Raw genomic sequence first — 24,444 nt, forward strand, 5'->3', positions numbered from 1 at the left:
CCGCCGCCGTGCAGAATGCGCCTCTCGCCAGGCAGCGTCCGATGAGCGCCTACCGTTTTATAGCCCTTAGGAACGGAGACAGCTCGATGAATCAGCCCGCAGTAGTCGAACAGAACAACGCCGCCGAAATCGATGCGCCGGCGTATGTCAGGCACCGAAAACTCATCGACTGGGTGCAGCGCGTCGCCGCGCTGACCAAGCCCGAGCGCGTCGTCTGGTGTGACGGCAGTCAGGCGGAATACGACCGTCTATGCGAACAGATGGTTTCCGCCGGCACGCTCAAAAAGCTCAACCCCGCCAAACGTCCCAACTCCTTCCTTGCCTGTTCCGATGCATCCGACGTCGCCCGCGTCGAGGATCGCACCTTCATCTGCTCCGAACGTCCGGAAGACGCTGGACCGACCAACAACTGGATCGACCCGCAGGAAATGCGCACGACGCTCGACGGCCTCTTCGACGGCTCGATGCGCGGCCGCACGATGTACGTCGTGCCGTTCTCGATGGGCCCGCTCGGCTCGCCGATCGCGCATATCGGCGTGGAGCTGTCGGACAGCCCGTATGTCGTGACGAACATGCGCATCATGACGCGCATGGGCCGCGCGGTGTACGACGTGCTCGGCACCGACGGCGCATTCGTGCCGTGCGTGCATTCGGTCGGCGCGCCGCTCGTCGAGGGCAAGAAGGACGTGCCGTGGCCGTGCAACGACACCAAGTACATCGTCCATTTCCCGGAATCGCGTGAAATCTGGAGCTTCGGTTCGGGCTACGGCGGCAACGCGCTGCTCGGCAAGAAATGTTTCGCGCTGCGCATCGCCTCGACGATGGGCCGCGACGAAGGCTGGCTCGCCGAGCACATGCTGATTCTCGGCGTGAGCTCGCCAGAAGGGCGCAAGTATCACGTCGCGGCGGCGTTTCCGTCGGCGTGCGGCAAGACCAACTTCGCGATGCTGATTCCGCCGTCGGACATGAACGGCTGGAAGGTGACGACGATCGGCGACGACATCGCCTGGATCAAGCCCGGCCGCGACGGCCGTCTCTACGCGATCAACCCGGAAGCGGGCTATTTCGGCGTCGCGCCGGGCACGAGCGAGAAGACCAACTTCAACGCAATGGCGACGCTGAAGGAAAACGTGATCTTCACGAACGTGGCGTTGACCGACGACGGCGACGTCTGGTGGGAAGGCATGACCGACACGCCGCCCGCGCACTTGATCGACTGGCAGGGCCGCGACTGGACCCCGGAAATCGCGAAGGAAACCGGCGCGAAGGCGGCGCACCCGAATGCGCGCTTCACGGCGCCGGCGTCGCAGTGTCCGTCGATCGATCCGGACTGGGAAAACCCGGCCGGCGTGCCGATCGACGCGTTCATCTTCGGCGGACGGCGCTCGAACACCGTGCCGCTCGTGACCGAGGCGCGCGACTGGAAGGAAGGCGTCTACATGGCCGCGACGATGGGATCGGAAACGACGGCGGCTGCGGCGGGCCAGCAGGGCGTCGTGCGCCGCGACCCGTTCGCGATGCTGCCGTTCTGCGGCTACAACATGAGCGACTATTTCGGCCACTGGCTCAAGATGGGCGAACGGCTCGACGCGATGAACGCGAAGGCGCCGAAGTTCTTCTGCGTCAACTGGTTCCGCAAAGGCGACGACGGCAAGTTCGTGTGGCCCGGTTTCGGCGAGAACATGCGCGTGCTGAACTGGATGGTGGGCCGGATCGAAGGCACGGCAGCCGGCGACGAACACGCGTTCGGCATCTCGCCGCGCTACGAGGACATTGACTGGGGCGGCCTGCCGTTCACCCGGGAGCAGTTCGAGCAGGTGATTTCCGTCAACGATACCGCGTGGCGCGAGGAACTCGCCCTCCACGACGAACTCTTCACGAAGCTTCAGCAGGGCCTGCCCGAGCAATTGCCGCAAGCGAAGGCGGGCATCGAAAAGCGGCTTACCGCCTGACCTTTCGCGCTGATTAGCGTGATTGGCTGAATCAATCCCCAATACCGGCTTCGCATCCCGAAGCCGGCATTGGGGCGTCCTATCCCGCCAAAATTGGCGCGGCCAGCTTTTCCCTTTCCTCAGTGCTTACATAAACCCCACGCAAATGTTGCCTATTACGCAACGACCTGCGATTTCTCACGTTTTTAGGGCGCAAACCCGCAAGCTTTCGCCGAAAAAAGACTAGTAATCGGCAACTTCTGCACGATTTCGCGAGTCCTAGGATAATTCGCAATTGCGTTGCACAAAGAATTAGGAAAGCCGTATTTGCGGCAGGAGTTGTCCCATGGATCATTTGCAGTCGATGAAGGTGTTTGTCCGTGTTGCGGACCTGGGCAGTTTCGCCCGCGCAGCCAGCTCGATGGATATTTCGAACGCGGTGGCGACGCGCCATATCGCGGATCTCGAAGGGCGGCTCGGCACGCGCCTGCTCAATCGCACGACGCGCAGCCTGTCGCTCACCGAATCGGGCCAGGTGTATCTGGAGCGCGCGCGGCAGATCCTCGACGAACTCGATGACGTCGAGCAGATGGTGGTCGCGCGCAATCACGAACCGGTCGGCTCGCTGCGCATCGTCGCGCCAGTCGTGTTCGGGCTGCACAATCTCGCGCCGGTCCTGCAGACCTATGCGCAGCGGTATCCGAAGGTCGTCCCGGACGTGACGCTCGTCGACCGGCAAGTCGATCTCGTCGAAGAGGGTTTCGATGTCGGCATCGTGATCGCGCGCCAGGTGAGAAGCGCGAGCGTCGTCACGCGGCGCCTGACGACCGGTTGCATGACCGTCTGCGCGACGCCTGAGTATCTGGCGACGCACGGCACGCCGACGCGCCCCGAGGAGTTGCTGGCGCATCCGTGCCTCAGCCTGCCGTCGGAATACTGGGGCGACGAGCGTGTGTTCACCGGTCCGGAAGGCGAAGTGCGCGTGCGGCCGTCGAACGTGATCGTCGCGAACAATACGGAAATGCTGCGGCAGTTTGCGCTGCTCGGCATGGGCATCGCGATCCTGCCGAGCTATCTGATCGGCAACGATACGACGAGCGGGCGCTTCGTCAGGCTGCTGTCGGACTATCGGCTGCCGCAGGTCGAAATCAACGTCGCGTATCCGAGCCGCCGTCATCTGCCGGCGAAAGTGCGCACGTTCATCGACCATCTGGTCGAGCATTTCAGCCAGACGCCGAATCATCAACTGGGCGAGCAGTGGGCGAAGGACGGGTTCGCCAAGCCGGGCGCATCGGCGCTCGACGAGGAATCCGCGCCGCACGCGGCGTATGCGCACGATGGCGCGGACGAACGCCATGCGACGACGACCGTCGCGCGTCCGGTCGATCGAGAACTCGGTTCGAAGCTTGGCAAACCGACGCGTTCGCGGGCGCGGATGCCGGCGCACTCGCCTTATTGATCCGAGCGCGCTTCAACTGAAGCTGGAATGACAAACGGCCCGCGTATCGCTTCGCGGGCCGTTTTATTTGGCATAGGACCAGCGGAATCAGCCGGTCTTGCGCGCAGTCGTCTTTTTCGCAGCCGCCTTCTTGGCCGGCGCCTTTTTCGCCGCGGTCTTGGCGGGCGCCTTGGCGGTTTTCGTCGCGGCTACCGCGACATCGCCATCGCCTTCATCCTCGGCGCCTTCGGCGGGCGCTGCCGCCGCGCCGCGCTTGACCGCCGTCTTCGCGCCGGGTTTCGGCTCCTTCTTCTCGAATTCGAAGCCGATCTTGCCGTCCGGCTGCTTCACGAGGAACGCCTTGAAGTTGCGCCCGGTCCGCGACGACTTGAAGTTCGTCAGCAGGTCGGTGCGGCCTTCTTCGAGCAGCTTCGACATCTGATCTCGCGCGATTTCCTGCTGCAAGATCACCTTGCCGGAGCGGAAATCGCACGTTTTCGGATTCGACACGAAATTTTCGCAGACGTAGCTCATCCCGTGCTCGTACACGCGCGACTGGCACTTCGGACAATGGCCGACCGGCGTCTGCTCCGAAAAATCGGGCGGTTCGCCGTCTTCGCCGCCGGTGTCCTGGCCGAAGTCGAATTCGAGCTTGAAGTTCTTGATCTCGTCGTCGAAGGATAGCTTCAGGATCGCCGAAAACGGGCGGCCCATCTTGCTGCGGAATCCCGACAGCGGCCCGATCGTCTTTTCCTTCAGCAATTCCTCGACTTCCGGAATTTCGAACTGGCGTCCGCCGGGAATCTTCGAAATCGAGAACTCGCATTTCGTGCAGGCAAAGCGGCGATAGTTCTCCTTCACCTGACCGCCGCAATTCGGACACGGCGTTTCGAGCGTCGCGTAATCGCCGGGGATCGTGTCGGAGTCGTACTCCTTCGCGCGCTTGACGATGGTCTGCGTCATGCGGGCGATTTCCTGCATGAACGCATCGCGATGCAGGTTGCCGCGCTCCATCTGCGAGAGCTTGTGCTCCCACTCGCCGGTCAGTTCGGGCGCCGTCAGTTCTTCGACGCCCAGGCCGCGCAAAAGCGTCATCAACTGGAACGCCTTCGCGGTCGGAATCAGCTCGCGCCCTTCGCGCACCATGTACTTCTCGCCGAGCAGCCCTTCGATGATCGCCGCGCGCGTCGCCGGCGTGCCGAGACCCTTCGCGGCCATCGCCTCGCGCAATTCTTCGTCTTCGACGAGCTTGCCCGCGCCTTCCATCGCCGAGAGCAGCGACGCTTCGTTGTAGCGCGCGGGCGGCTTGGTCACGAGACCGTGCGCCGCGACTTTCTCGACATCGACCTTTTCGTCCTTCTGCACCGGCACGAGATTGGCGTCGTCGCCGGAGACTTCCTTGCCGTAGACCTGCAGCCAGCCCGGCTCGACCAGCACCTTGCCCTCGGTCTTGAAATGATGACCGGCGACTTCGGTGATGCGCGTCGTCACGAGATATTCGGCCGGCGGGAAGAACACGGCGAGAAAGCGCTTCACGACGAGGTCGTAAAGCTTCTGCTCAGGCTCCGACAGCGCTTTGGGCGCCTGCAACGTCGGGATGATGGCGAAGTGATCGCTGATCTTCGAGTTGTCGAAGATGCGCTTGTTCGGCTTCACCCAGCCCTTGTCGAGCACCTGCTTCGCGTGCGGCAGATAGTTGTTGCTCTCCTTCAACATCGAGAGCGTGTCCTTCACCGTCGCGATGTAGTCCTCGGGCAGCGCGCGCGCGTCGGTACGCGGATAAGTCAGCACCTTGTGCTTTTCATACAGCGCCTGCGCGAGACCGAGCGTGTTCTTCGCCGAAAAACCGAAGCGGCCGTTGGCTTCGCGCTGGAGGCTCGTCAAGTCGAAGAGCATCGGCGACATTTGCGTCGACGGCTTCGATTCTTCCGTCACCGTGCCGGTCTTGCCGCGGCAGGCCGCGACGACCGATTCCGCTGCCGCGAGACTCCAGAGCCGCGAATCGCGCTGCTCGGGATCGCCCTCGACGCGCTTGAACTTCGGATCGAACCAGCGGCCTTCGTACAGACCCTTCGCGGCGATGAATTCGGCGCGCACTTCCCAATAATCGCGCGGCACGAAGCGACGGATTTTCTCCTCGCGTTCGACGACGATCGACAACGTTGGCGTCTGAACCCGGCCGACAGTCGTCAGAAAGAACCCGCCGCCCTTGCTGTTGAACGCGGTCATCGCGCGCGTGCCGTTGATGCCGACGAGCCAGTCCGCTTCCGAGCGGCAGCGCGCGGCGTCGGCGAGCGGCTGCATGTCGGCGTCGCTGCGCAGATGGGCGAAACCTTCGCGGATCGAGCCGGCGGTCATCGACTGGAGCCAGAGGCGCTGGACCGGCTGCTTCGCCTTCGCGTGCTGTGCGATCAGGCGGAAGATCAGCTCGCCCTCGCGCCCCGCGTCGCAGGCGTTGATGAGGCGGTCGATGTCCTTGCGCTTGAGCAGCTTCGTGAGCACCTTCAGGCGCGATTCGCTCTTCGCGATCGGATTCAGATCGAAATGCGGCGGAATGACGGGCAGATTGGCGAAACTCCACTTGCCGCGCTTGACGTCGTATTCCTCGGGCGCCGCGATTTCCAGCAGGTGGCCGACAGCCGACGACAGCACGTAGTCGTCGCTTTCGTAGTAGTCGTCATGCTTGGTGAAGCCGCCCAGCGCGCGCGCGATGTCGTTCGCGACAGAAGGCTTCTCGGCGATGATCAGGGCTTTGGACATGACTCGATTCGGTTGGGGACTGGCATGGGTCCGGTTTTGGACCCGTTAACGCCGCTTTATAGCACACGGTTCGGGCAACGCGAGACCCGTGTCATATAAAAGCGGCGCGTGAAAGGGTGCGCCCGGACGTTGCGGGATCGGCGTGCCCGCCGCTTTCAGGCAGCGGCGCGAGCGCGGCGGAAGACCGCTTCCGGCGCCTGGATGCTAGGCTTCCACGAGCGCGGGACGCAGTTTCGGCGCGCCCACGACACCCGGCAGCGCGGTCAGATCGACCAGCATGCGCTCGACGATCGACACCTGCGGCAGCACGGTGCCGAAAAAGCGCGTCGTGACGGCGTCCTCGATCAGGATCGTCGGGAAATTCTCGACGTCGAGATCGTCGAAACGGTCCGCCTGGTTCTCGATGTCGATCCAGGCGAAGCAGATTTCCGGGTGAGCGTCGGCGAGCCGGTCGAAGCCCTCGCGATAGTCGCGGCACGTCCCGCACCAGTCTGCGCACAGGCAGGCGACGAAGAGCGTATCCGGATCGGCGATACGTTCGGCGATCTGCTCGGCGTCGGTGTCGAGATTCAGCGCGGGCATGGTGGTCCTTGATGATCCTGGGTGGTTCGCCGGGCGATTCTTTTTGCAGCCCGGGCCGGCGAGGCGGTTTCTGGCCGGTATTTTGGCGAATGTAGCATGAGCCAGCCTCAGGAGCGCTCGATGCGCGTGAAGCGTCCTCCCGGCAGCGTTTCGATATGGCCGGCCAGTTCGAGCCGCAGCAGCAGGCCTTGCAGCGCCGAGCCTGTCAGGTCGGTGCGAGAAGCGAGGATTTCAAGCGTTGCCGGCGAGTGACCGAGTGCGGCGAGCACGCGATCCTCGTCGGGCGTGGGTTTCGGCGACGCGGCGCGGGCAGAGGCCCAGGACGCGGTGGCGGGCGGCGGGGTGTCGGCGCGGCGTGGGCGAACGTTGTTCGCCGCGGCGCCCGAGCGCTTCCGGGCCGCTGTCGCCGCCGGCGCGACCGGCGCGATCCCGAACTCCTCCTGCACCTCCTCCGGCGTTTCGACGAGCTTCGCGCCTTGCTTGATCATCCGGTGACAGCCGCGCGAGAGCGGCGCGTGGATCGATCCGGGTATCGCGAACACGTCGCGCCCCATTTCGTTGGCGAGCCGCGCCGTGATGAGCGAGCCGGAGCGCATTGCCGCCTCAACGATCAGCACGCCGCGCACGAGGCCCGCGATCAGCCGGTTACGCTGCGGAAAGTTCTCCGACCGCGCGGGCGTGCCGAGCGGCCATTCGGAGACGATGGCGCCACGTTCCGCGATGTCGTGCGCGAGCGCGTGATGCTGCGATGGATAGACCAGATCAGCGCCCGTGCCGATCACGGCAAGTGTGCTCGCGGCGCCCTCAAGCGCGCCGCGATGCGCGGCAGCGTCGATTCCGAGCGCGAGCCCCGACACCACCGCAATCCCGGCGTCCGACAGCGCGCGGGCGAAACGCCGCGCGTCCTCGATGCCTTGCGGCGTGGCGCTCCGGCTGCCGACGATCGCGACCGCGCGCGCCTGCAACATGTTCAGCCGCCCCTTTACATATAGAAGCGGCGGCGGATCGGGCATCGTGAGCAGCGCCTGCGGATACGCGGCGTCGGCGAGCGTCACGACGTGATTGTTCGCCTGCGACATCCACTCGACGGTGCGCTCCACGCGCTCGTCGAAACCTGCGCGCCAATCCGGCGGCGGCGCGAGCGCGGCCCTCGCCGCATCGTCGCCGGCGACGCGCGCCAGATCGGCGAACGACTGCGCGAGCACAGCCTGCGGGCCGCCGAACGCGCCGAGCAACGCGCGCAACGCAGGGGGACGCAGACCCCGCGCGTGAGCGAGCCGCAGCCACGCCGGAAGGTCGTCGGGAGGGGCGGGAGCCAGTTCCGGCGCGGCTCGCGCGGTCAGCAGGGCAGCGGTCGTCATGTTAAGATTTTCATATTCCGAAACACATAAAGGGTCGCCGCGCGGCCGCGCTCACATGTCCGATGCGCGGCGCAGCCGTCAGTTGGCTGCGTTGAAACCGGCGAGATTCAGCCGCCTATCTTCCGCACCCTGGCACCCGCCCGCAACCTGGCCGAATGGCCGACTTCCGCGCGCCGCGCTGCGCGCCGATACTTCGAAACATGGCTCTGCTCAAGATACTCAACTACCCCGACAAACGGCTCAACAAGGTGGCGAAGCCCGTCGCCGTCGTGGACGAGCGCATTCGCAAGCTCGTCGCCGACATGGCCGAGACGATGTACGCCGCCCCCGGCGTCGGCCTCGCGGCCACGCAGGTCGATGTGCACGAACGCGTGATCGTGATCGACGTCTCCGACGCGCACGACGATCTCCAGGTCTTCATCAACCCGGAGATCGTCTGGTCGAGCGACGTGAAGAAGGACTGGGAAGAGGGTTGCCTGTCGGTGCCCGGCATCTATGACTTCGTCGAGCGTCCGGAGAAAGTGCGCGTGAAGGCGCTCAATGCAAAGGGCGAATCGTTCGAGATCGACTGCGACGGGCTGCTCGCCGTCTGTATCCAGCACGAAATGGATCACCTGGAAGGGCATGTGTTCGTCGAATACCTGTCGCAGCTCAAGCAGACGCGCATTCGCGGCAAGATGAAGAAGCTCGAAAAGGCGCTGTGACGCTTTTTTAATCGTTTCACCGAATAAGCAGGCTGCCTGATCGATGACCCAATCGCTGCGTGTCGTTTTTGCCGGAACCCCGGAGTTTGCCGCCGCCGCGCTCGCGGCAATCCATGCAGCGGGATTCGCCGTGCCGCTCGTGCTCACCCAGCCCGACCGGCCCGCCGGGCGCGGCATGAAGCTGACCGCCAGTCCGGTGAAGCGATATGCGGTGGAGCAGGGGCTGCAAGTCGCGCAGCCGACGTCGCTGCGTCGAAACGGCAAGTACCCAGAGGAAGCATCGGCGGCAATCGACCTGCTGCGCGCCACGCCGCACGACGTGATGGTGGTCGCCGCTTACGGGCTGATCCTGCCGCAGGAAGTGCTCGACATCGCGCCGCACGGTTCGATCAACATTCACGCGTCGCTCCTGCCGCGCTGGCGCGGCGCCGCGCCGATCCACCGCGCGATCGAAGCCGGCGACGCGGAAACCGGCATCACGCTGATGCAGATGGACGCCGGGCTCGACACCGGCGCGATGATCCGCGAGGCGCGCACCGTCATTCTTCCGAACGACACGACCGGAACGCTGCACGACCGTCTCGCGCAACTCGGCGCGGATCTCGTCGTCCAGGCGCTGCGCGATCTGGAGCGCGAGGGCCAGCTTCCCGCCACGCCGCAGCCGGACGAAGGCGCCACCTACGCCGCGAAGATCGCCAAACATGAAGCCGCGCTCGACTGGCGCCGTCCCGCCGATGCGCTCGCGCGCCAGATCCGCGCGTTCGACCCGTTCCCCGGCGCGTTCGGCACGCTCGACGGCGCCGCGGTCAAGTTGTGGGCCGCCGAGACGCTGGAGATGCCGGCGAGCCAGGCGCCCGGCGCGATTCTCGATGTGTCGGCGCAAGGCGTCGTCGTGGCGTGCGGCGAGGGCGCGCTGCGGCTTACCCAGCTTCAGAAGCCGGGCGGCAAGCGCCTGCCGGTGCGCGAGTTCCTCGCGGGTTTCCCGCTTGCGCGCGGCCAGCGGTTCGCACCGGCTCCCGCCGATGCGTAATGCCGGGGTCGCTGGGGCTAGAATCGAAGGTTCGAATCACACGCTTTCCGGAGCCCCAAGATGCTCGGCATTACCAGTTTTTCGCTCTTTCTCGTCGCGGTTTTCCTGCTGAACGTCACGCCCGGACCCGACACCGCTTACATCGTCGGCCGTAGCGTCGCGCAGGGGCGCGGGGCGGGCATCGTGTCGGCGCTTGGCATTTCGGCCGGCTGCATCGTCCATACGCTCGCTTGCGCGTTCGGCCTGACCGCGCTTCTCGCCGCATCGGCCACTGCGTTTACCGTCGTCAAGTTCGCCGGCGCGATCTATCTGATTTATCTCGGCGTGCGCCTGATTTTCGCCAAGCCGGAAGCCGCGAGCGAAGCAGGCGCCACGCAGAAGCTCAAGACCGCACCCAAATCGCTGCGGCAGCTTTTCGCGCAGGGATTCGTCACGAACGTGCTGAATCCGAAAGTCGTGCTCTTTTTCGTGTCGTTCTTCCCGCAATTCGTCGCCGCCGATAGCCCGCACAAGGTCCTCGCGTTCCTCGCGCTCGGCCTCGTCTTCATCCTGATGAGCACGGTCTGGAACAGTTTCGTCGCGTGGATCGCGGGCAGCGTCACGCAGCGCTTCTCCGGCAAGCCCGGCGTGAAGCGCTGGCTCGATCGCGGCGTCGGCAGCGCATTCGTCGGACTGGGAATCAAGCTCGCGACTTCGCACAGGTAATTGAATTATCGAACGATGCCCCTATCTAACGTTTTGCTTACAATCGTGGCGCCGGGCAATCGTGCTTCGGTCCATTCGCGCGAAACGCGCATTTGAATAAGGGTGAGGAGTTCAGACATGTTCAATTGGGTCAAAACCGCGATGCTGATGGCAGCGATCACGGCCCTTTTTGTCGTCATCGGCGGGATGATCGGCGGGTCGAAGGGGATGATGCTCGCGCTCATCGTCGCTCTCGGCATGAATTTCTTTTCCTACTGGTTCTCGGACAAGATGGTCCTGCGCATGTACAACGCGCAGGAAGTCGACGAAGCCAGCGCGCCGCAGTTCTATCGCATGGTGCGCGACCTCGCGGCGCGGGCCGAACTGCCGATGCCGCGCGTCTATCTGATCAACGAGGACGCGCCGAACGCGTTCGCGACCGGCCGCAACCCGGAGCACGCGGCCGTCGCGGCCACGACCGGCATTCTGCGGGTGCTGTCCGAGCGTGAATTGCGCGGCGTGATGGCGCACGAACTCGCCCACGTGAAGCATCGCGACATCCTGATTTCGACGGTCTCGGCGACGATGGCCGGTGCGATCTCCGCGCTCGCGAACTTCGCGATGTTCTTCGGCGGGCGCGACGAGGAAGGCCGTCCGACGAATTTCATCGCGAGCATCGCGGTGGCGATTCTCGCGCCGATCGCGGGCGCGTTGATCCAGATGGCGATCTCGCGGGCGCGCGAGTTCGAAGCCGACCGTGGCGGCGCGCAGATTTCGGGCGATCCGCAGGCGCTCGCGAGCGCGCTGGAAAAGATTCACGCGTATGCGACGGGCGTCCGGTTCCCGACGGCGGAGGCGCATCCGGCCACCGCGCAGATGATGATCATGAATCCGCTGTCCGGTGGCGGGATCGCGAATCTGTTCTCGACCCACCCGGCCACCGAAGAGCGCGTCGCAAGACTGATGGAAATGGCGCGCACCGGCAGGATGTGATCGCGACGTGAGTGCACGGAAGGGCCGCTGAGAAGCGGCCCTTTTGCATGGCGCCGCCGCGTGGCGTCCTGGCCTTTCTGCCCCGCCTTTCCCACCAGTTACAATGCCTCGTTTGTGCGAGCCGGCATGTCGCCGCTCGACGTCCTGGCTCCCACATGACCGACAAGCCTTCCCGACGACCCGCTCCCGCCCCGGCCGATCAGGCGCGAGCGCCGTCCGACGCACGTCTCAGCACGCTGCACCTCGCACCCGATTCGCTCGCGTTCGCGCTCGACGGCGCCGCGCAAGCGGTCGGCGCGGTGCGCGCCGGCGCGGCCTTGCCCGCGGCGCTGCAGACCGTGCTTGCTGCCGGCCAGTCGGCGGCGCGCGGGGCGACGCAGGACATCGCGTATCGCACGATGCGCCGTCTTGCCCTCGCCGATGCGCTCCTGCACAAGCTCGTGCGCAAGGCGCCGCCGCCGCACGTCGCGAACGTGCTCGCGTGCGCGTTCGCCCTGCTCGTCGACGATGAAGCGCACGCCGCCTACGCGCCGTTCACCGTCGTCGATCAGGCCGTGAACGCGATTGCCGCGCGCCGCGAGTTTGCGTTCGCGAAGGGGCTCGTCAACGCCGTGCTGCGCAACTTCCTGCGCGAACGCGACAGCCTGCTCGACGCGGCGCGGCAGGAGCCCGTCGCGCGCTGGAACTACCCGTCGTGGTGGATCGACGCCGTGAAGCGCGGCCAGCCCGACGCGTGGGAGAGCATCCTCGATGCGGGCAACCGTCAGGGTCCGCTCACGCTGCGCGTGAACACGCGCCGGACCACGGTCGCCGACTATCTCGAGACGCTCAAGGCCGCGAACATCGAAGCGGACGCTGCCGGCGAACACGCGGTTCGCCTGCAAACGCCGATGCCGGTCGACCGGATTCCGGGCTTCGACGACGGCGTCGTCTCCGTGCAGGACGCGGGCGCGCAACTCGCCGCGCAACTGCTCGGCGCGAAAAACGGCATGCGCGTGCTCGACGCGTGCGCCGCGCCCGGCGGCAAGACGGGCCACATTCTGGAGCTGGCCGACGTCGAACTGATCGCGCTCGAAAGCGATGCGCAGCGCGCGAGCCGCATCAAACAGAATCTCGGGCGCCTGAAGCTGGATGCGGAAATTCGCGTCGGCGACGCGGGCGACCCGTCGGCATGGTCCGACGGCGATCCGTTCGATCGCATCCTCGCCGACGTGCCGTGCTCGGCATCGGGCATCGTGCGGCGTCATCCGGACATCCGCTGGCTGCGCCGGCCGTCCGACATCGCGGCGCTCGTCGAAGAGCAGCGGCGCATCGTGTCGGCGCTGTGGCCGCTCGTCGCGAAGGGCGGCGAACTGCTCTACGTGACGTGTTCGATCTTCCCCGAGGAGGGCGAGGAGCAGGCCCGCTGGTTTGGAGCCGTGCACGAAGATGCGGTACGATTGGGCGCGCCGGGCCAGATATTACCGACTGCCCGGCCGGCCAGCGCCCGCGCGGGCGCCGTTCCTTCGCAGGATTCAGCGGACGGTGCGCGTGACGCGGAAGCCGGTCAGGGCGAGGCGCATCGTACCCGCTCCCTCTCGAACCAGGACGCGGAACCCATCGCGGACCACGACGGATTCTTCTACGCGCGCTTTCAGAAACGGTGACGATCAAACGCTTTTTTCCGCTTCGGCTTGTGGCCGTGGTCTGGACCGTGCTGGCGCTGCTGTTGAGCCTCGCCGCGGCCGACCCCGCATTCGCCGACACGATCGCCGTGCAGCGGGCCTCGCTGCAGGCGGACGGCAGCGGGTGGAGCATCGACGCGCGCTTCGACTTCGATCTCAACAGCAGTCTCGAAGACGCCGTCAACAAGGGCGTGCCGGTCTACTTCACAACCGACTTCAACCTGTCGCGCCCGCGCTGGTACTGGTTCGACGAAGAGCCGGTGAACGTGTCGCAGAGCATTCGGCTGTCGTTTCAGCCGCTGACGCGCGAGTACCGCGTATCGACGGGCGGCTTGCAGCTCGGCTTCACCTCGCTCAATGAAGCGCTCGACGTGATCAAGCACGTGACGTCGTGGCACGTGATCGACCGCAATCAGGTGAGGCCGGGCGAGACCTATAACGCATCGGTGCGCATGCAGCTCGACATCGCGCTGATGCCCAAACCCTTCCAGATCGACGCGGTCAACAACCGCGACTGGAGCCTCGCCTCCGACTGGAAGCGTTTTACCTTTACGGCGGCTGAGCGTGCTAAATAAACTCCGCCGGCGTCGCACGAACATGAAGAGCTTTGTCGTTCGCCTGCTGGTCTCGACGGTCGCCATCACGGCAGTGCTGCTGCTCGTGATGCTCGCGCTCGCCAGTGCCAACACCGAGTTCTTCGACCGCTACTACTCGTGGCTCTACGCGGCGAACGTGGCCGTGGCGCTCACCTTCCTCGCGATCGTCGCGGGGCTCGTGCTGATCATCGTGTCGCGGGTGCGGCAGGGCAAGTTCGGCACACGGCTGCTCGCGAAGCTCGCGTTCATCTTCGCGCTCGTCGGCGTCGTGCCGGGCGGCATCATCTACGTCGTGTCGTATCAGTTCGTCTCGCGCAGCATCGAATCGTGGTTCGACGTCAACGTCGAGACCGCGCTGACCTCGGGCCTGAATCTCGGGCGCGGCATGCTCGACGCGTCGCTCTCCGACCTGCAGAACAAGGGCCGGTTGATGAGCGACCAGCTTTCGAGCGCCGATCCCACGAGCCTCACGCTCGCGCTCCTGCGCCTGCGCGACCAGTTCAACGTGCAGGATGCGACCATCGTCGAGCCGATGCGCGGCGGCGGCACCGCGCCCGATGTGCGCGTGGTCGCTCAGGCGTCGAGCAACTTCTCTGCACTCGTGCCGGACAACCTGCCGACGCCGCTGATGATCGCGCAGTCGCGCGACCGTCCGTATGGCGCGATCGAAGGCGAAGTCGACGGCGAGCCGGGCGTGACGGGGCCGAAGGGCGCGCTGCGGCTGCGCGTGATCGTGAAGATCCCCGATTCGACCACGACGGAACTGCAGCCCGCCGAGCGTTTCCTGCAAATCGAACAGCCGGTAAGCCAGGCGCTCGCGCGCAACGCCGACGCCGTGCAGCGCGCGTACCGCGAATATCAGGAGAAGCGGCTCGGGCGCACCGGCCTGCGCAAGATGTACATCGGCACGCTGACGCTGGCGCTCTTCCTCGCCACCTTCATCGCGATGATGCTCGCGCTCGCGCTCGGCAATCAGCTCGCGCGGCCGCTCTTTTTGCTCGCGCAAGGCACGAAGGAAGTCGCCGAGGGCGACTACACGCCCAAGCGCGAAGTGAAGTCGCGCGACGAACTCGGCTTTCTCACGCAGTCGTTCAACGCGATGACACGGCAGTTGTCCGAAGCGCGCGCGGCTGTGGAGGCGAATCGCGTGGCGCTCGAACATTCGAAGGCGTATCTCGAAAGCATTCTCGCGAACCTGACGGCGGGCGTCTTCGTGTTCGACCGCCAGTTCCGGCTGACCACCGCCAATCGCGGCGCCGAGCGCATTTTCCGGCAGCCGTTCAACGCGTCGCTGAATCAGCCGTTCGAACAGATCGACGTGCTCGCGGAGTTCGGCGCGATGGTGCGCAAGGCGTTCGCCGAACGCGACGCGGCGTCTCGCGGCAGCGGCAAGCCGATCGGCGATCGCGGACACTGGCAACAGCAGATCGCGGTGACGGTGCCGGGCGAAAACGATCCGCTCACCTTGCTCGTGCGCGGCACGCAGTTGCTGAGCGCGACCGAAAGCGACACCGAAGACGCCGAGACGGCCGGTTACGTCGTCGTGTTCGACGACATCTCCGACGTGATCTCGGCGCAGCGTTCGGTTGCGTGGGGCGAAGTCGCGCGGCGGCTCGCGCACGAGATCAAGAATCCGCTCACGCCCATTCAGCTCTCCGCCGAGCGCCTGCAGATGAAACTCGCCGACAAGCTCGCGCCGCACGACGCCGACGTGTTGAAGCGCGGCGCCACGACCATCGTGAATCAGGTGCAGGCGATGAAGCAGATGGTCGACGATTTCCGCGAATACGCGCGCACGCCGCCCGCGGTGCTCGGCAATCTGCAACTGAACGATCTCGTCGCGGAAGTGCTGACGCTCTATGGCATCGAAGAGGGCAAGAGCCCGATCGCGATCGATCTCGCCAAGCTGCCGGTGATCCGCGGCGACGCCACGCAGCTTCGCCAGGTGATCCACAACCTCCTGCAAAATGCGCAGGACGCGGTGGCGGATGTTGCGGAGCCGCGCGTGCTGCTCGAAACGAGGACAGTAGAATATGGCGACCCCGACCCGTCGGGCCACGCGCGGGTTGCGGTGCGGCTGACGGTATCGGACAACGGTCCGGGCTTCTCCGCGCGCATCCTTTCGCGCGCGTTCGAACCTTACGTCACGACGAAGGCGAAGGGCACGGGCCTGGGGCTTGCAACGGTGAAGAAGATCGTCGACGAGCACGGCGCGCGCATCGACATTCGCAATCGGCTGAAGGCGGCCGAGGTGATCGAAGGTGCGCAGATATCGATCCTGTTTCTCCAACTCGCGGACGACGCCGCTCAGCCGGGCGCGACGCCGCCGGCAGCGAGCGCGGCGCCAGGCCACGGAACGACAAAAGCAACAGTGCAGACAAGGGCAGCGTAAATGGCAACCATCCTGGTGGTAGACGACGAAATGGGTATCCGGGAATTGCTCTCGGAAATCCTGAGCGACGAGGGGCATGTCGTGGAGACGGCTGAGAACGCGCAGCATGCGCGCGACTACCGTCTGCGGATGGCGCCCGATCTCGTCCTGCTCGACATCTGGATGCCCGACACCGACGGCGTGACCCTGCTCAAGGAATGGGCCGCGCAGGGCAAGCTGACGATGCCGGTCATCATGATGTCCGGCCACGCGACCATCGACACGGCCGTCGAAGCGACGAAGATCGGCGCGCTCAATTTCCTCGAGAAGCCGATCGCGCTGCAAAAGCTGCTGAAGGCGGTGGAGCAGGGGCTCGCGCATGGAACGGCGGCGGCGCCCATCCTGTCCACGACGGCGAAGCCGCTCGCGCCCGCAGGGCTGTCGAGCGTGCCGGCGGCAGCGGCATTGCCGAGCGCGTCCGCGCTGGGTGCGACGGGCGATGCGGGCGCGGCGGGCGCGCCGCAAGCGCAGATGGGCCAGACGGCATCGATTTCGTTTGACATCCCGCTGCGCGACGCACGCGACGCGTTCGAGCGTGCGTACTTCGAATATCACCTCGCGCGCGAGAACGGCAGCATGACGCGCGTCGCGGAGAAAACCGGCTTGGAACGCACGCACTTGTATCGTAAGCTCAAGCAGCTCGGCGTCGATCTCGGCAAGAACAAGAGCGAGGCGTGAGCGTCGGATCATCGTTTTAAGAAAATTGCACAAAAGGGCTTGAGGCAGTGAAACCCCTTTGATATACTTTTGCTCTTCGTTGGCCCGGTAGCTCAGTTGGTAGAGCAGCGGATTGAAAATCCGCGTGTCGATGGTTCGATTCCGTCCCAGGCCACCACAGTTGCAAGAAGGCCCGGAAATCGCAAGGTTTCCGGGCCTTTTCTATGGTTCTCCTTCAACGCGTCCCGTCGCAGTTGGCGCGCCCGGCGAAGCTTCCGTCCCGCGTGCTAAAATTCGTGTCCGCTCAAGGACTTGCAGCATTCGGCCGGCAAGTCCTTTGTCGTTTTCGAGGTGTCGAGCGCGTCGCGGACCCGGTTTGCGAATGAGTGTCGACGATAAGCACGGTATAAGCCCCGCGTGCGCTCCGGCGAATCGAGGCCCTCTATACTGAATTGGCCGGTCTTCGCCGGCCGCGCGAAGGCGGGTCGTACACCGCGGCATCGCGCGCCCTATCAGCCACATTCACGGAGTTTCACGGTGACTCGGACAGACGCTAAGGACAGCGCGCTCGTGCTGTTTTCCGGCGGCCAGGACTCGGCTACGTGCCTTGCCTGGGCACTCGAACGCTACAAGACGGTCGAGACCCTCGGCTTCGACTACGGCCAGCGGCATCGCGTGGAACTGGAATGCCGCGACGGTTTTCGCGCGGCGGTGACGCGCGAATTTCCGCACTGGGCGGACCGGCTCGGCGACGATCACATGATCGACCTGTCGGTGCTCGGCGCGATCAGCGAAACCGCGATGACGCGCGAAATCGAAATCGAAGCGACGGCCAATGGCTTGCCGAACACCTTCGTGCCGGGCCGCAATCTGATGTTCATGACGATCGCGGCGGCGGTGGCGTATCGGCGGGGATTGAAGGTGCTCGTCGGCGGTATGTGCGAGACGGATTTCTCGGGCTACCCCGACTGCCGCGACGACACGATGAAGGCGCTGCAAGTCGCGCTGAATCTCGGCATGGAAACGCGCTACGCGCTGGAAACGCCGCTGATGTGGCTCGACAAGGCCGATACGTGGCGCCTCGCCGAAACGCTAGGCGGCGAGAAACTCGTCGAACTGGTGCGCGTCGAGACGCACACGTGCTATGTCGGCGAGCGCGCCGAGTTGCACGAATGGGGCTTCGGCTGCGGCCAGTGTCCGGCGTGCAAGCTGCGCAAGCGCGGCTTCGAGGCGTATCGCGCGGGCGAGCAGGTGACGACCGAACCGGTCTGATTTTTTTGGGAACGACAGAGCAGTCATGACGTACGCGGTAAAGGAAATCTTCTACACGTTGCAGGGCGAGGGCGCGAACGCCGGGCGCCCGGCCGTGTTCTGCCGCTTCGCCGGCTGCAATCTGTGGTCCGGCCGCGAGGAAGACCGCGCCGGGGCCGTCTGCCAGTTCTGCGACACCGACTTCGTCGGCACCGACGGGGAGAACGGCGGCAAGTACCGCACGCCGGCCGATCTCGTCGCGATGATCGCGTCGCAGTGGCCGGCAGGCGAGGCGCACAAGTTCGTCGTGTGTACGGGCGGCGAGCCGATGCTGCAAATCGATCAGCCGTTCGTCGATGCGCTGCACGAAGCCGGTTTCGAAATCGCGATCGAGACGAACGGTTCGCTGCCGGTGCTCGACACGATCGACTGGATTTGCGTGAGTCCGAAGGCCGACGCGCCGCTCGTCGTGACGAAAGGCAACGAGCTGAAAGTGGTCGTGCCGCAAGACAACCAGCGTCTCGCCGACTACGCGAAGCTCGACTTCGAGTATTTCCTCGTGCAGCCGATGGACGGTCCGTCGCGCGACATCAACACGAAGCTCGCGATCGACTGGTGCAAGCGACATCCGAAGTGGCGCCTGTCGATGCAGACCCACAAGTACCTGAACATTCCCTGATTCAAGAAGATTGAGCCGACGTGCAGACGATTACCCGAAAACTCGAATTCGACGCGGGCCACCGCATCCCCGATCACCGCAGCCAGTGCCGCAACCTGCACGGGCATCGTTACGTGCTGGAGATCACGCTGCAAGGCGATCTCGTCGACACGGAAGGCGCGCCGGATCGCGGCATGGTGATGGATTTCGCCGACGTGAAATCGCTCGCGATGGAGCATCTCGTGAACAAGTGGGACCACGCGTTTCTCGTCTACGAAGGCGACGCGAAAGTGCGCGAATTCCTCGATTCGATGGCGGGCCACAAGACCGTTGTGCTCGACCGCATTCCGACCGTCGAGAACATGGCGGCGGTGGCGTTCGGCATTCTCGCCGAGGTCTACGATGCGCATTACGGCGTCAATCTGAAACTCAAGCGCGTGCGTCTCTACGAAACGCCGAACTGCTGGGCCGACGTCGAACGCGCCTGAACGGGCGCTGCGGCGCCGCCGTTTTTGTCACGGTATGATCGCCCGATAAGCCGCTTCTGACCGGGCGGCGCGAAAACGGAGCGAGACCCATGCCGTCGTCCTTTCTGCCACCCGCCGCGCTCCACCACGGAGCCGCGCGTTGAGCACCTTCACCAATCCCCTCAAGCAGCGCTTCGCCGAGTCGGGCACCCTGTTCGGCTTGTGGCTGTCGCTCGGCAGCGCCGACGCCGCCGAAGCGCTCGCGCACGCCGGCTTCGACTGGCTGTGTATCGACATGGAGCATTCGGCGAACGACAGCCGCGATGTCGTCGATCAGTTGCGCGCGATCGCCGCCGCGCATCTGCCGAGCGAGCCGGTCGTGCGTGTGCCGGCCGCCGAGGGCTGGCTCGTCAAGCGCGTGCTCGACGCGGGCGCGCGCACGCTGATGTTTCCGAACGTCGAGTCCGCCGACGAGGCGGCGCGCATCGTGCGCCTCACGCACTATCCGACCGCCGACGCGCGCGACGGTCTACGCGGTGCGGCGGGCGCCGTGCGCGCGGCGGCCTACGGCATGCGCCGCGACTACATGACGAGCGCCAACGCGCAGATCGCGACCATCGTGCAGATCGAATCCGCTGCGGCGCTGGACGCCGTCGACGCGATCGCCGCGACGCCCGGCATCGACTGCCTGTTCATCGGACCGGCCGATCTCGCGGCGAGTCTCGGCCATCTCGGCGACGCGAAGCATCCCGACGTGCAGGCAGCGATCGAACGCGTCGTCGCGGCGGCGCAGCGCGCGGGCATCGCGAGCGGCATCTTCGCGCTCGACGTCGCGAGCGCGCGCCAGTATGCGCAGGCGGGCATCAAGGTGATCTCGCTGGCATCCGACGGGATGTGGCTGTTGAAAGCGACGCGTCAGGCGTTGCAGGAGGCTCGGACATGAACACGTTCAAGTGGGGCAGTGCGGTCGCGCTGGTGCTGGCGTTGAGCGGCCCGGCGCACGCGCAGACGCAATTGAAATCAGAGGATGTCGCGACGCAGAACGCGGTCGCGAATTACAACGCCGGCAATTTGATCGCGGCGCGTTCCGAGTTCCGGCGCGCGGCGCAAAAGGGCAGTCGTCTCGCGGAATTCAACTACGCGATGATGCTGCTCAACGGCGAAGGCGGTCCCGCCGACATCGACGAAGGCAAGGTGTGGCTGCGCCGCGCCGCCGATGCCAACATGACGCACGCGCAATACGTCTACGGCAAGATGTATGACGACGGCGAGTTCGTCGAGAAGGACCCGGCGGAGGCGCATCGCTGGTTCCTGCGCGCGGCGAACCAGGGGCACGTGCAGGCGGAACTTGCGCTCGCGAACCAATTTCTCGACGGACGCGGCACCGCGCGCGACAACTCGCAGGCGTTCAACTGGTACAAGAAAGCGGCGCAAGGCGGCGACATGACCGCGCAGTACGTGGCCGGATCGTTTTACGAGCGCGGCGGCGATGGCGTCGAGCGGAACCTCAACGTCGCGCGCGCGTACTATGCGGCGGCCGCTGCTCAGGGCGATCCCGCCGCGAAGCTCAAATATCAGCAACTCAGCGCCGAACTGGAGCGCAGCAAGCCGCAGTAAAGCGTCGCGGACAAACGAAAAGGCCGTTCCGGAATGATCCGGAACGGCCTTTTTTGCTGCCTGATCGAAGAAAGAACCGCGCCTAACTCTGCATCAATCGCTTCTGCCGCGCGACGCTCATGATGAGACCGACCGCGACGCCGAGCGTCGTCAGCGCCGTGCCGCCGTAACTCATGAACGGCAACGGAACGCCGACCACCGGCAGAATGCCGCTCACCATCCCGATATTGACGAACGCGTAGGTGAAGAACGCGAGCGTCAGCGATCCCGCGAGCAGCCGTCCGAACATCGTCGAGCCGTTCGCGGCGATGTAAAGCCCGCGCGCGATCAGCGCCATATAGAGAAAGAGCAGGACGAGGCCGCCGGCAAGGCCGAATTCCTCCGAGAAGACCGCGAAGATGAAGTCGGTATGTTTCTCGGGGATGAACTCCAGGTGCGCCTGCGTGCCCTTCAGCCAGCCTTTGCCGAGCGTGCCGCCGGAACCGATCGCGATGACCGCCTGGATCGTGTGAAAGCCCTTGCCGAGCGGATCGGAAGTCGGATCGAGCAGCGTGCAGATGCGGTGCTTTTGATAATCGTGCATCAGCGGCCAGTTCACTTCGGGCTGGCAGATGCGGTTCTGGAACACGGCGACGCACGCCACCACGACGACACCCGCCGCCAGCACCGGCACGAGCAGCTTGAAACTCAGTCCCGCGAAGTAGATGACGAAGAAGCCGGCTGCGAACACGAGCACCGCGGTGCCGAGATCGGGCTGCTTCGCGATCAGGCCGACGGGCACCATCAGGATCAGAAAGCCGACGATGTAATCCCACCAGCGGATCTGGCCTTCGCGCCGCTGGTAGTACCACGCGAGCATCAGCGGCATCGCGATCTTCATGATCTCGGACGGCTGGATCACCACGCCGACGTTCAGCCAGCGCTTGGCGCCCTTGCGCGTGAGCCCGAAGGTCGCGACCGCGATCAAGAGCGCGACGCCGAACGTGTAGAGCGGCACGGCGAAGCGCATGAGCGTCGGCGGCGGAATGTTCGCGAGGATCCACATGAGGCCGAAGGTCAGCATGATGTTGCGCAGCTGGTCTTCGACGCGGCCGGGCATGTCGAGACTCGCGCTGTACAGCGTGACGATGCCGACGCACAGCAGCAGAAACACGATCAGCGCGAGCGGGCGGTCGAAGCCCGCGAACATGCGTTTTGCCCGGTCGATCCAGGCGCGCTTGTCGAATTGCATCCTGTTCTCCCCTTATTCGTCGATGCCGCCCGTAGGCGCCAGGGTTTGGACCGTGTCGTTACGCGGAATGGCCGGCTGCGACGCGCCGCCCGGGCCTTTCGGTGCGCGCTTGCGATTCGGCGCGGTCGTAGCCGATGCGGCGGCCGGCGCGGAAGCGGCGCGGACAGCCGGAGCCGAAGCCGGGCGGGCAGCGGGCGCCGCGGGTGCTGCGGGCGTGACAGCCGCCGAGGCGGCGCGCGGCGCGCTCGCCGCCTTGCCGCCCGCCACGACGCGCGATGCCGCCTGCGCGACCGCCGGATTCGACGCCGCCGCGGGTGAAAACGCCGGCGATGCGTTCGCGACCGACGCGGGCAACGCCGCCTCGACGGGCGACTGTCCGCCGCCGATGACGGGCGTCCCGGCATCCACCGTCGCCGATGCCGCTGCCGCGACGGCCGCGGCCTGCGCGCCCGGCTTCAGCTTGTCGACGAGGTAATAGTCGAGCACCTTGCGCGCGATCGGGCCCGCCGCTTCCGCGCCCCAGCCGCCGTTTTCGACGATGAGCGCGAGCGCGATCTTCGGCTGCTCCGCCGGCGCGAACGCGATGAAGAGCGCGTGGTCGCGCAGATGTTCCGCGATCGCGTGGCCCTTGTAGTTCGCGCCTTGCAGCGAGTAGACCTGCGCGGTGCCCGTCTTGCCCGCCGCCAGATACGGCGCGCCGATGAACACTTTCGACGCCGTCCCGTTCGTCACGACGCCTTCCATCGCGCGCTTGATGACGTCGATGTCCTGCTGGCGTACGGCGATCTTGTCGCTCGGATCGCGCACGGTGACCCGCATGTCCTTGGTGATCGGATTCTCGATGTCGCGCACGAGGTGCGGCTTCATCACGACGCCGTCGTTGGCGAGCGTCGCGGTGGCGTGCGCGAGCTGGAGAATCGTGAACGAGTTGTAGCCCTGGCCGATGCCGAGACTGATCGTTTCGCCTTCGTACCAGCGTTGCTGCTCGGGCTTGCGGTACGCCTTCTTCTTCCATTCCGTCGACGGAAGAATGCCGCGCGCTTCGCCGGAAATGTCGATGCCGGTGATCTGGCCGAATCCCCACGGCTTCATGAAGCCCGCCATCGCGTTCACGCCGAGATCGCGCGCGAGCATGTAGAAATACGTATCGTTCGACACGACGATCGCGCGGTTCATGTCGACCCAGCCCTGGCCGGAGCGCACGTCGTTGCGGAACGTGTGGCCGCCGAACGTGAAGTAGCCCGGGTCCTGGAAGCCCCAGCCGGGCGTGCGCTTCTTGAGCGTGAGTGCGGCGAGCGCCATGAACGGCTTGTAGGTCGAGCCCGGCGGATACGTGCCGTGCAGCGGACGGTTCAAGAGCGGATGCTCGGGCGAATTGTTGAGCGAGTCCCAAGTCTGCTGGTCGATGCCGTCGACGAAGGAATTCGGATCGAAGCTCGGCGCCGAGACGAACGCGAGAACGTCGCCCGTCGCCGGCTCGATCGCGACGAGCGCGCCCTTCTTGCCTGCGAACGCCTGCTCGGCGACCTGCTGCAAGCCGATATCCAGCGATAGCACGAGGTTGTTGCCCGGCGTCGCCTGCGTGCGCGACATCGTGCGCACGGGACGCCCGCCTGCGGTCACTTCGACTTCCTCGAAACCCGTCAGGCCGTGCAGCTCGGTCTCGTAACTCTGCTCGACGCCGATCTTGCCGACGTAGTCCGTGCCCTTGTAATTGTTCGCGTCGAGCCGCGGATCGTAATGTTCGGGATTGGCGTCGTTCTGGTCGCTGGCGTTGTCGATGCGTTCCTGGTCGCGCTGCGAAATCCGCCCGATATAGCCGATCACATGCGCCGCCGTCGGCCCGAGCGGATATTGGCGGAACAGGCGCGCGCGCACTTCGACGCCCGGAAAGCGAAAACGCTGCGCGGTGAAGCGCGCGACTTCCTCGTCGGTGAGGCGCGTGCGGATCGGCAGGCTTTCGAAGTTCTTCGAATCTTCGAGGAGCTTCTTGAAACGCCGGCGGTCGCGGGCGTCGATGGGAATGACCTGCGCGAGGTTGTCGATTTCCTCATCGAGCGTGCCGTTGATCTTCGACGGCGTGATTTCGAGCGTGTAAGCCGAATAGTTCTTCGCGAGGACGACGCCGTTGCGGTCGGTGATGATGCCGCGGTTCGGCACGATCGGCGCGACCGAGATGCGGTTTTCGTTCGCCTGCAGCGAGTACTTGCTGAAATGCCAGACCTGCAGATACAGAAAGCGCAGGCCGATCAGCCCGAAGCAGATGAACACGAACAGACCCGCCGCCGCGACGCGCAGGCGGAATCTCGACAACAGTTGTTCGGCGTTCTTGATCTCGGTCATGCAAATGTCGCGTCAGGTCGCGATTTCAGTGTAGCTCCCGCGCCGC

The 24,444-nt window shown here is 65.3% G+C and carries 20 protein-coding genes and 1 tRNA gene; 16 read left to right on the forward strand and 5 right to left on the reverse strand.

Annotated elements, in window-relative coordinates:
- Window positions 1-86 precede the first annotated feature (86 nt).
- Both QCE48_RS00140 and QCE48_RS00145 read left to right on the forward strand, forming a co-directional pair.
- Window positions 87-1,952: a phosphoenolpyruvate carboxykinase (GTP) gene (locus tag QCE48_RS00140; protein WP_309786798.1), complete on the forward strand. Its 1,866-nt coding sequence runs from the start codon at window positions 87-89 to the stop codon at window positions 1,950-1,952.
- A gap of 325 nt (window positions 1,953-2,277) precedes the next feature.
- Window positions 2,278-3,390 (forward strand): LysR family transcriptional regulator, encoded by a 1,113-nt coding sequence (locus tag QCE48_RS00145; RefSeq protein ID WP_309786797.1) that lies wholly within the window; start codon window positions 2,278-2,280, stop codon window positions 3,388-3,390.
- An 87-nt stretch (window positions 3,391-3,477) separates the two neighbouring features.
- Here the strand turns inward: QCE48_RS00145 and QCE48_RS00150 are convergent, their stop codons facing one another.
- The 3 genes from QCE48_RS00150 to dprA form a co-directional block, all read right to left on the reverse strand.
- Window positions 3,478-6,129: a DNA topoisomerase III gene (locus QCE48_RS00150; protein WP_309786796.1), complete on the reverse strand. Its 2,652-nt coding sequence runs from the start codon at window positions 6,127-6,129 to the stop codon at window positions 3,478-3,480.
- A 204-nt stretch (window positions 6,130-6,333) separates the two neighbouring features.
- Window positions 6,334-6,711 (reverse strand): thioredoxin family protein, encoded by a 378-nt coding sequence (locus tag QCE48_RS00155; RefSeq protein WP_309786795.1) that lies wholly within the window; start codon window positions 6,709-6,711, stop codon window positions 6,334-6,336.
- A 107-nt stretch (window positions 6,712-6,818) separates the two neighbouring features.
- Window positions 6,819-8,072: a DNA-processing protein DprA gene (gene dprA, locus QCE48_RS00160; RefSeq protein ID WP_309786794.1), complete on the reverse strand. Its 1,254-nt coding sequence runs from the start codon at window positions 8,070-8,072 to the stop codon at window positions 6,819-6,821.
- 200 nt (window positions 8,073-8,272) lie between these two features.
- Here dprA and def point away from each other — a divergent pair, with 200 nt between their 5' ends.
- The 14 genes from def to QCE48_RS00230 all read left to right on the forward strand — a co-directional run bounded on the left by def (window position 8,273) and on the right by QCE48_RS00230 (window position 20,824).
- Window positions 8,273-8,776, forward strand: coding sequence for a peptide deformylase (gene def / locus QCE48_RS00165; RefSeq protein WP_116561280.1), 504 nt, complete (start codon window positions 8,273-8,275; stop codon window positions 8,774-8,776).
- A gap of 43 nt (window positions 8,777-8,819) precedes the next feature.
- The gene (fmt, locus tag QCE48_RS00170; RefSeq protein WP_309786793.1) at window positions 8,820-9,806 is read left to right on the forward strand and encodes a methionyl-tRNA formyltransferase; all 987 of its coding nucleotides are present in this window, start codon (window positions 8,820-8,822) and stop codon (window positions 9,804-9,806) included.
- A 60-nt stretch (window positions 9,807-9,866) separates the two neighbouring features.
- Window positions 9,867-10,511 (forward strand): LysE family translocator, encoded by a 645-nt coding sequence (locus tag QCE48_RS00175; protein WP_309794050.1) that lies wholly within the window; start codon window positions 9,867-9,869, stop codon window positions 10,509-10,511.
- 117 nt (window positions 10,512-10,628) lie between these two features.
- Window positions 10,629-11,483, forward strand: a complete 855-nt coding sequence (gene htpX / locus QCE48_RS00180; protein ID WP_309786792.1) for a zinc metalloprotease HtpX — start codon at window positions 10,629-10,631, stop codon at window positions 11,481-11,483.
- A 155-nt stretch (window positions 11,484-11,638) separates the two neighbouring features.
- Complete coding sequence (gene rsmB / locus QCE48_RS00185; protein ID WP_309786791.1) at window positions 11,639-13,129, forward strand: 16S rRNA (cytosine(967)-C(5))-methyltransferase RsmB; 1,491 nt, start codon at window positions 11,639-11,641, stop codon at window positions 13,127-13,129.
- Complete coding sequence (locus tag QCE48_RS00190) at window positions 13,126-13,722, forward strand: DUF4390 domain-containing protein (RefSeq protein ID WP_309786790.1); 597 nt, start codon at window positions 13,126-13,128, stop codon at window positions 13,720-13,722. Before rsmB ends, QCE48_RS00190 begins: the two co-directional genes overlap by 4 nt.
- Window positions 13,723-13,744: 22 nt before the next feature.
- Window positions 13,745-16,135: a PAS domain-containing sensor histidine kinase gene (locus QCE48_RS00195; RefSeq protein WP_309786789.1), complete on the forward strand. Its 2,391-nt coding sequence runs from the start codon at window positions 13,745-13,747 to the stop codon at window positions 16,133-16,135.
- Window positions 16,136-16,852, forward strand: a complete 717-nt coding sequence (gene esaR / locus QCE48_RS00200; RefSeq protein ID WP_309786788.1) for a response regulator transcription factor EsaR — start codon at window positions 16,136-16,138, stop codon at window positions 16,850-16,852.
- 81 nt (window positions 16,853-16,933) lie between these two features.
- A tRNA-Phe gene (locus tag QCE48_RS00205) sits at window positions 16,934-17,009 on the forward strand.
- Between the two features lie 359 nt (window positions 17,010-17,368).
- Window positions 17,369-18,103: a 7-cyano-7-deazaguanine synthase QueC gene (gene queC, locus QCE48_RS00210; protein ID WP_309786787.1), complete on the forward strand. Its 735-nt coding sequence runs from the start codon at window positions 17,369-17,371 to the stop codon at window positions 18,101-18,103.
- Window positions 18,104-18,128: 25 nt separating this feature from the next.
- Window positions 18,129-18,761 (forward strand): 7-carboxy-7-deazaguanine synthase, encoded by a 633-nt coding sequence (gene queE / locus QCE48_RS00215; protein ID WP_309786786.1) that lies wholly within the window; start codon window positions 18,129-18,131, stop codon window positions 18,759-18,761.
- 20 nt (window positions 18,762-18,781) lie between these two features.
- On the forward strand, window positions 18,782-19,228 hold the full coding sequence (gene queD / locus QCE48_RS00220) for a 6-carboxytetrahydropterin synthase QueD (RefSeq protein ID WP_309786785.1): 447 nt from the start codon (window positions 18,782-18,784) through the stop codon (window positions 19,226-19,228).
- 139 nt (window positions 19,229-19,367) lie between these two features.
- Window positions 19,368-20,150 (forward strand): aldolase/citrate lyase family protein, encoded by a 783-nt coding sequence (locus QCE48_RS00225; RefSeq protein ID WP_309786784.1) that lies wholly within the window; start codon window positions 19,368-19,370, stop codon window positions 20,148-20,150.
- A complete protein-coding gene (locus QCE48_RS00230; protein WP_309786783.1) occupies window positions 20,147-20,824 on the forward strand; it encodes a tetratricopeptide repeat protein in 678 nt (225 codons plus the stop codon). Before QCE48_RS00225 ends, QCE48_RS00230 begins: the two co-directional genes overlap by 4 nt.
- A gap of 82 nt (window positions 20,825-20,906) precedes the next feature.
- Here the strand turns inward: QCE48_RS00230 and rodA are convergent, their stop codons facing one another.
- Window positions 20,907-22,055, reverse strand: coding sequence for a rod shape-determining protein RodA (gene rodA, locus QCE48_RS00235; RefSeq protein ID WP_309786781.1), 1,149 nt, complete (start codon window positions 22,053-22,055; stop codon window positions 20,907-20,909).
- 12 nt (window positions 22,056-22,067) lie between these two features.
- The gene (mrdA, locus tag QCE48_RS00240) at window positions 22,068-24,398 is read right to left on the reverse strand and encodes a penicillin-binding protein 2 (protein ID WP_309786780.1); all 2,331 of its coding nucleotides are present in this window, start codon (window positions 24,396-24,398) and stop codon (window positions 22,068-22,070) included.
- Window positions 24,399-24,444 lie beyond the last annotated feature (46 nt).

Source organism: Caballeronia sp. LZ024 (assembly GCF_031451455.1).
In the GTDB taxonomy this organism is placed as follows: domain Bacteria; phylum Pseudomonadota; class Gammaproteobacteria; order Burkholderiales; family Burkholderiaceae; genus Caballeronia; species Caballeronia telluris.

Coding starts and splice junctions, on each gene's coding strand:
- QCE48_RS00140 (WP_309786798.1), top strand. CDS start 87: ATGAATCAGCCCGCAGTAGTCGAACAGAACAACGCCGCCGAAATCGAT.
- QCE48_RS00145 (WP_309786797.1), top strand. CDS start 2,278: ATGGATCATTTGCAGTCGATGAAGGTGTTTGTCCGTGTTGCGGACCTG.
- QCE48_RS00150 (WP_309786796.1), bottom strand. CDS start 6,129: ATGTCCAAAGCCCTGATCATCGCCGAGAAGCCTTCTGTCGCGAACGAC.
- QCE48_RS00155 (WP_309786795.1), bottom strand. CDS start 6,711: ATGCCCGCGCTGAATCTCGACACCGACGCCGAGCAGATCGCCGAACGT.
- dprA (WP_309786794.1), bottom strand. CDS start 8,072: ATGACGACCGCTGCCCTGCTGACCGCGCGAGCCGCGCCGGAACTGGCT.
- def (WP_116561280.1), top strand. CDS start 8,273: ATGGCTCTGCTCAAGATACTCAACTACCCCGACAAACGGCTCAACAAG.
- fmt (WP_309786793.1), top strand. CDS start 8,820: ATGACCCAATCGCTGCGTGTCGTTTTTGCCGGAACCCCGGAGTTTGCC.
- QCE48_RS00175 (WP_309794050.1), top strand. CDS start 9,867: ATGCTCGGCATTACCAGTTTTTCGCTCTTTCTCGTCGCGGTTTTCCTG.
- htpX (WP_309786792.1), top strand. CDS start 10,629: ATGTTCAATTGGGTCAAAACCGCGATGCTGATGGCAGCGATCACGGCC.
- rsmB (WP_309786791.1), top strand. CDS start 11,639: ATGACCGACAAGCCTTCCCGACGACCCGCTCCCGCCCCGGCCGATCAG.
- QCE48_RS00195 (WP_309786789.1), top strand. CDS start 13,745: ATGAAGAGCTTTGTCGTTCGCCTGCTGGTCTCGACGGTCGCCATCACG.
- esaR (WP_309786788.1), top strand. CDS start 16,136: ATGGCAACCATCCTGGTGGTAGACGACGAAATGGGTATCCGGGAATTG.
- queE (WP_309786786.1), top strand. CDS start 18,129: ATGACGTACGCGGTAAAGGAAATCTTCTACACGTTGCAGGGCGAGGGC.
- QCE48_RS00230 (WP_309786783.1), top strand. CDS start 20,147: ATGAACACGTTCAAGTGGGGCAGTGCGGTCGCGCTGGTGCTGGCGTTG.
- rodA (WP_309786781.1), bottom strand. CDS start 22,055: ATGCAATTCGACAAGCGCGCCTGGATCGACCGGGCAAAACGCATGTTC.
- mrdA (WP_309786780.1), bottom strand. CDS start 24,398: ATGACCGAGATCAAGAACGCCGAACAACTGTTGTCGAGATTCCGCCTG.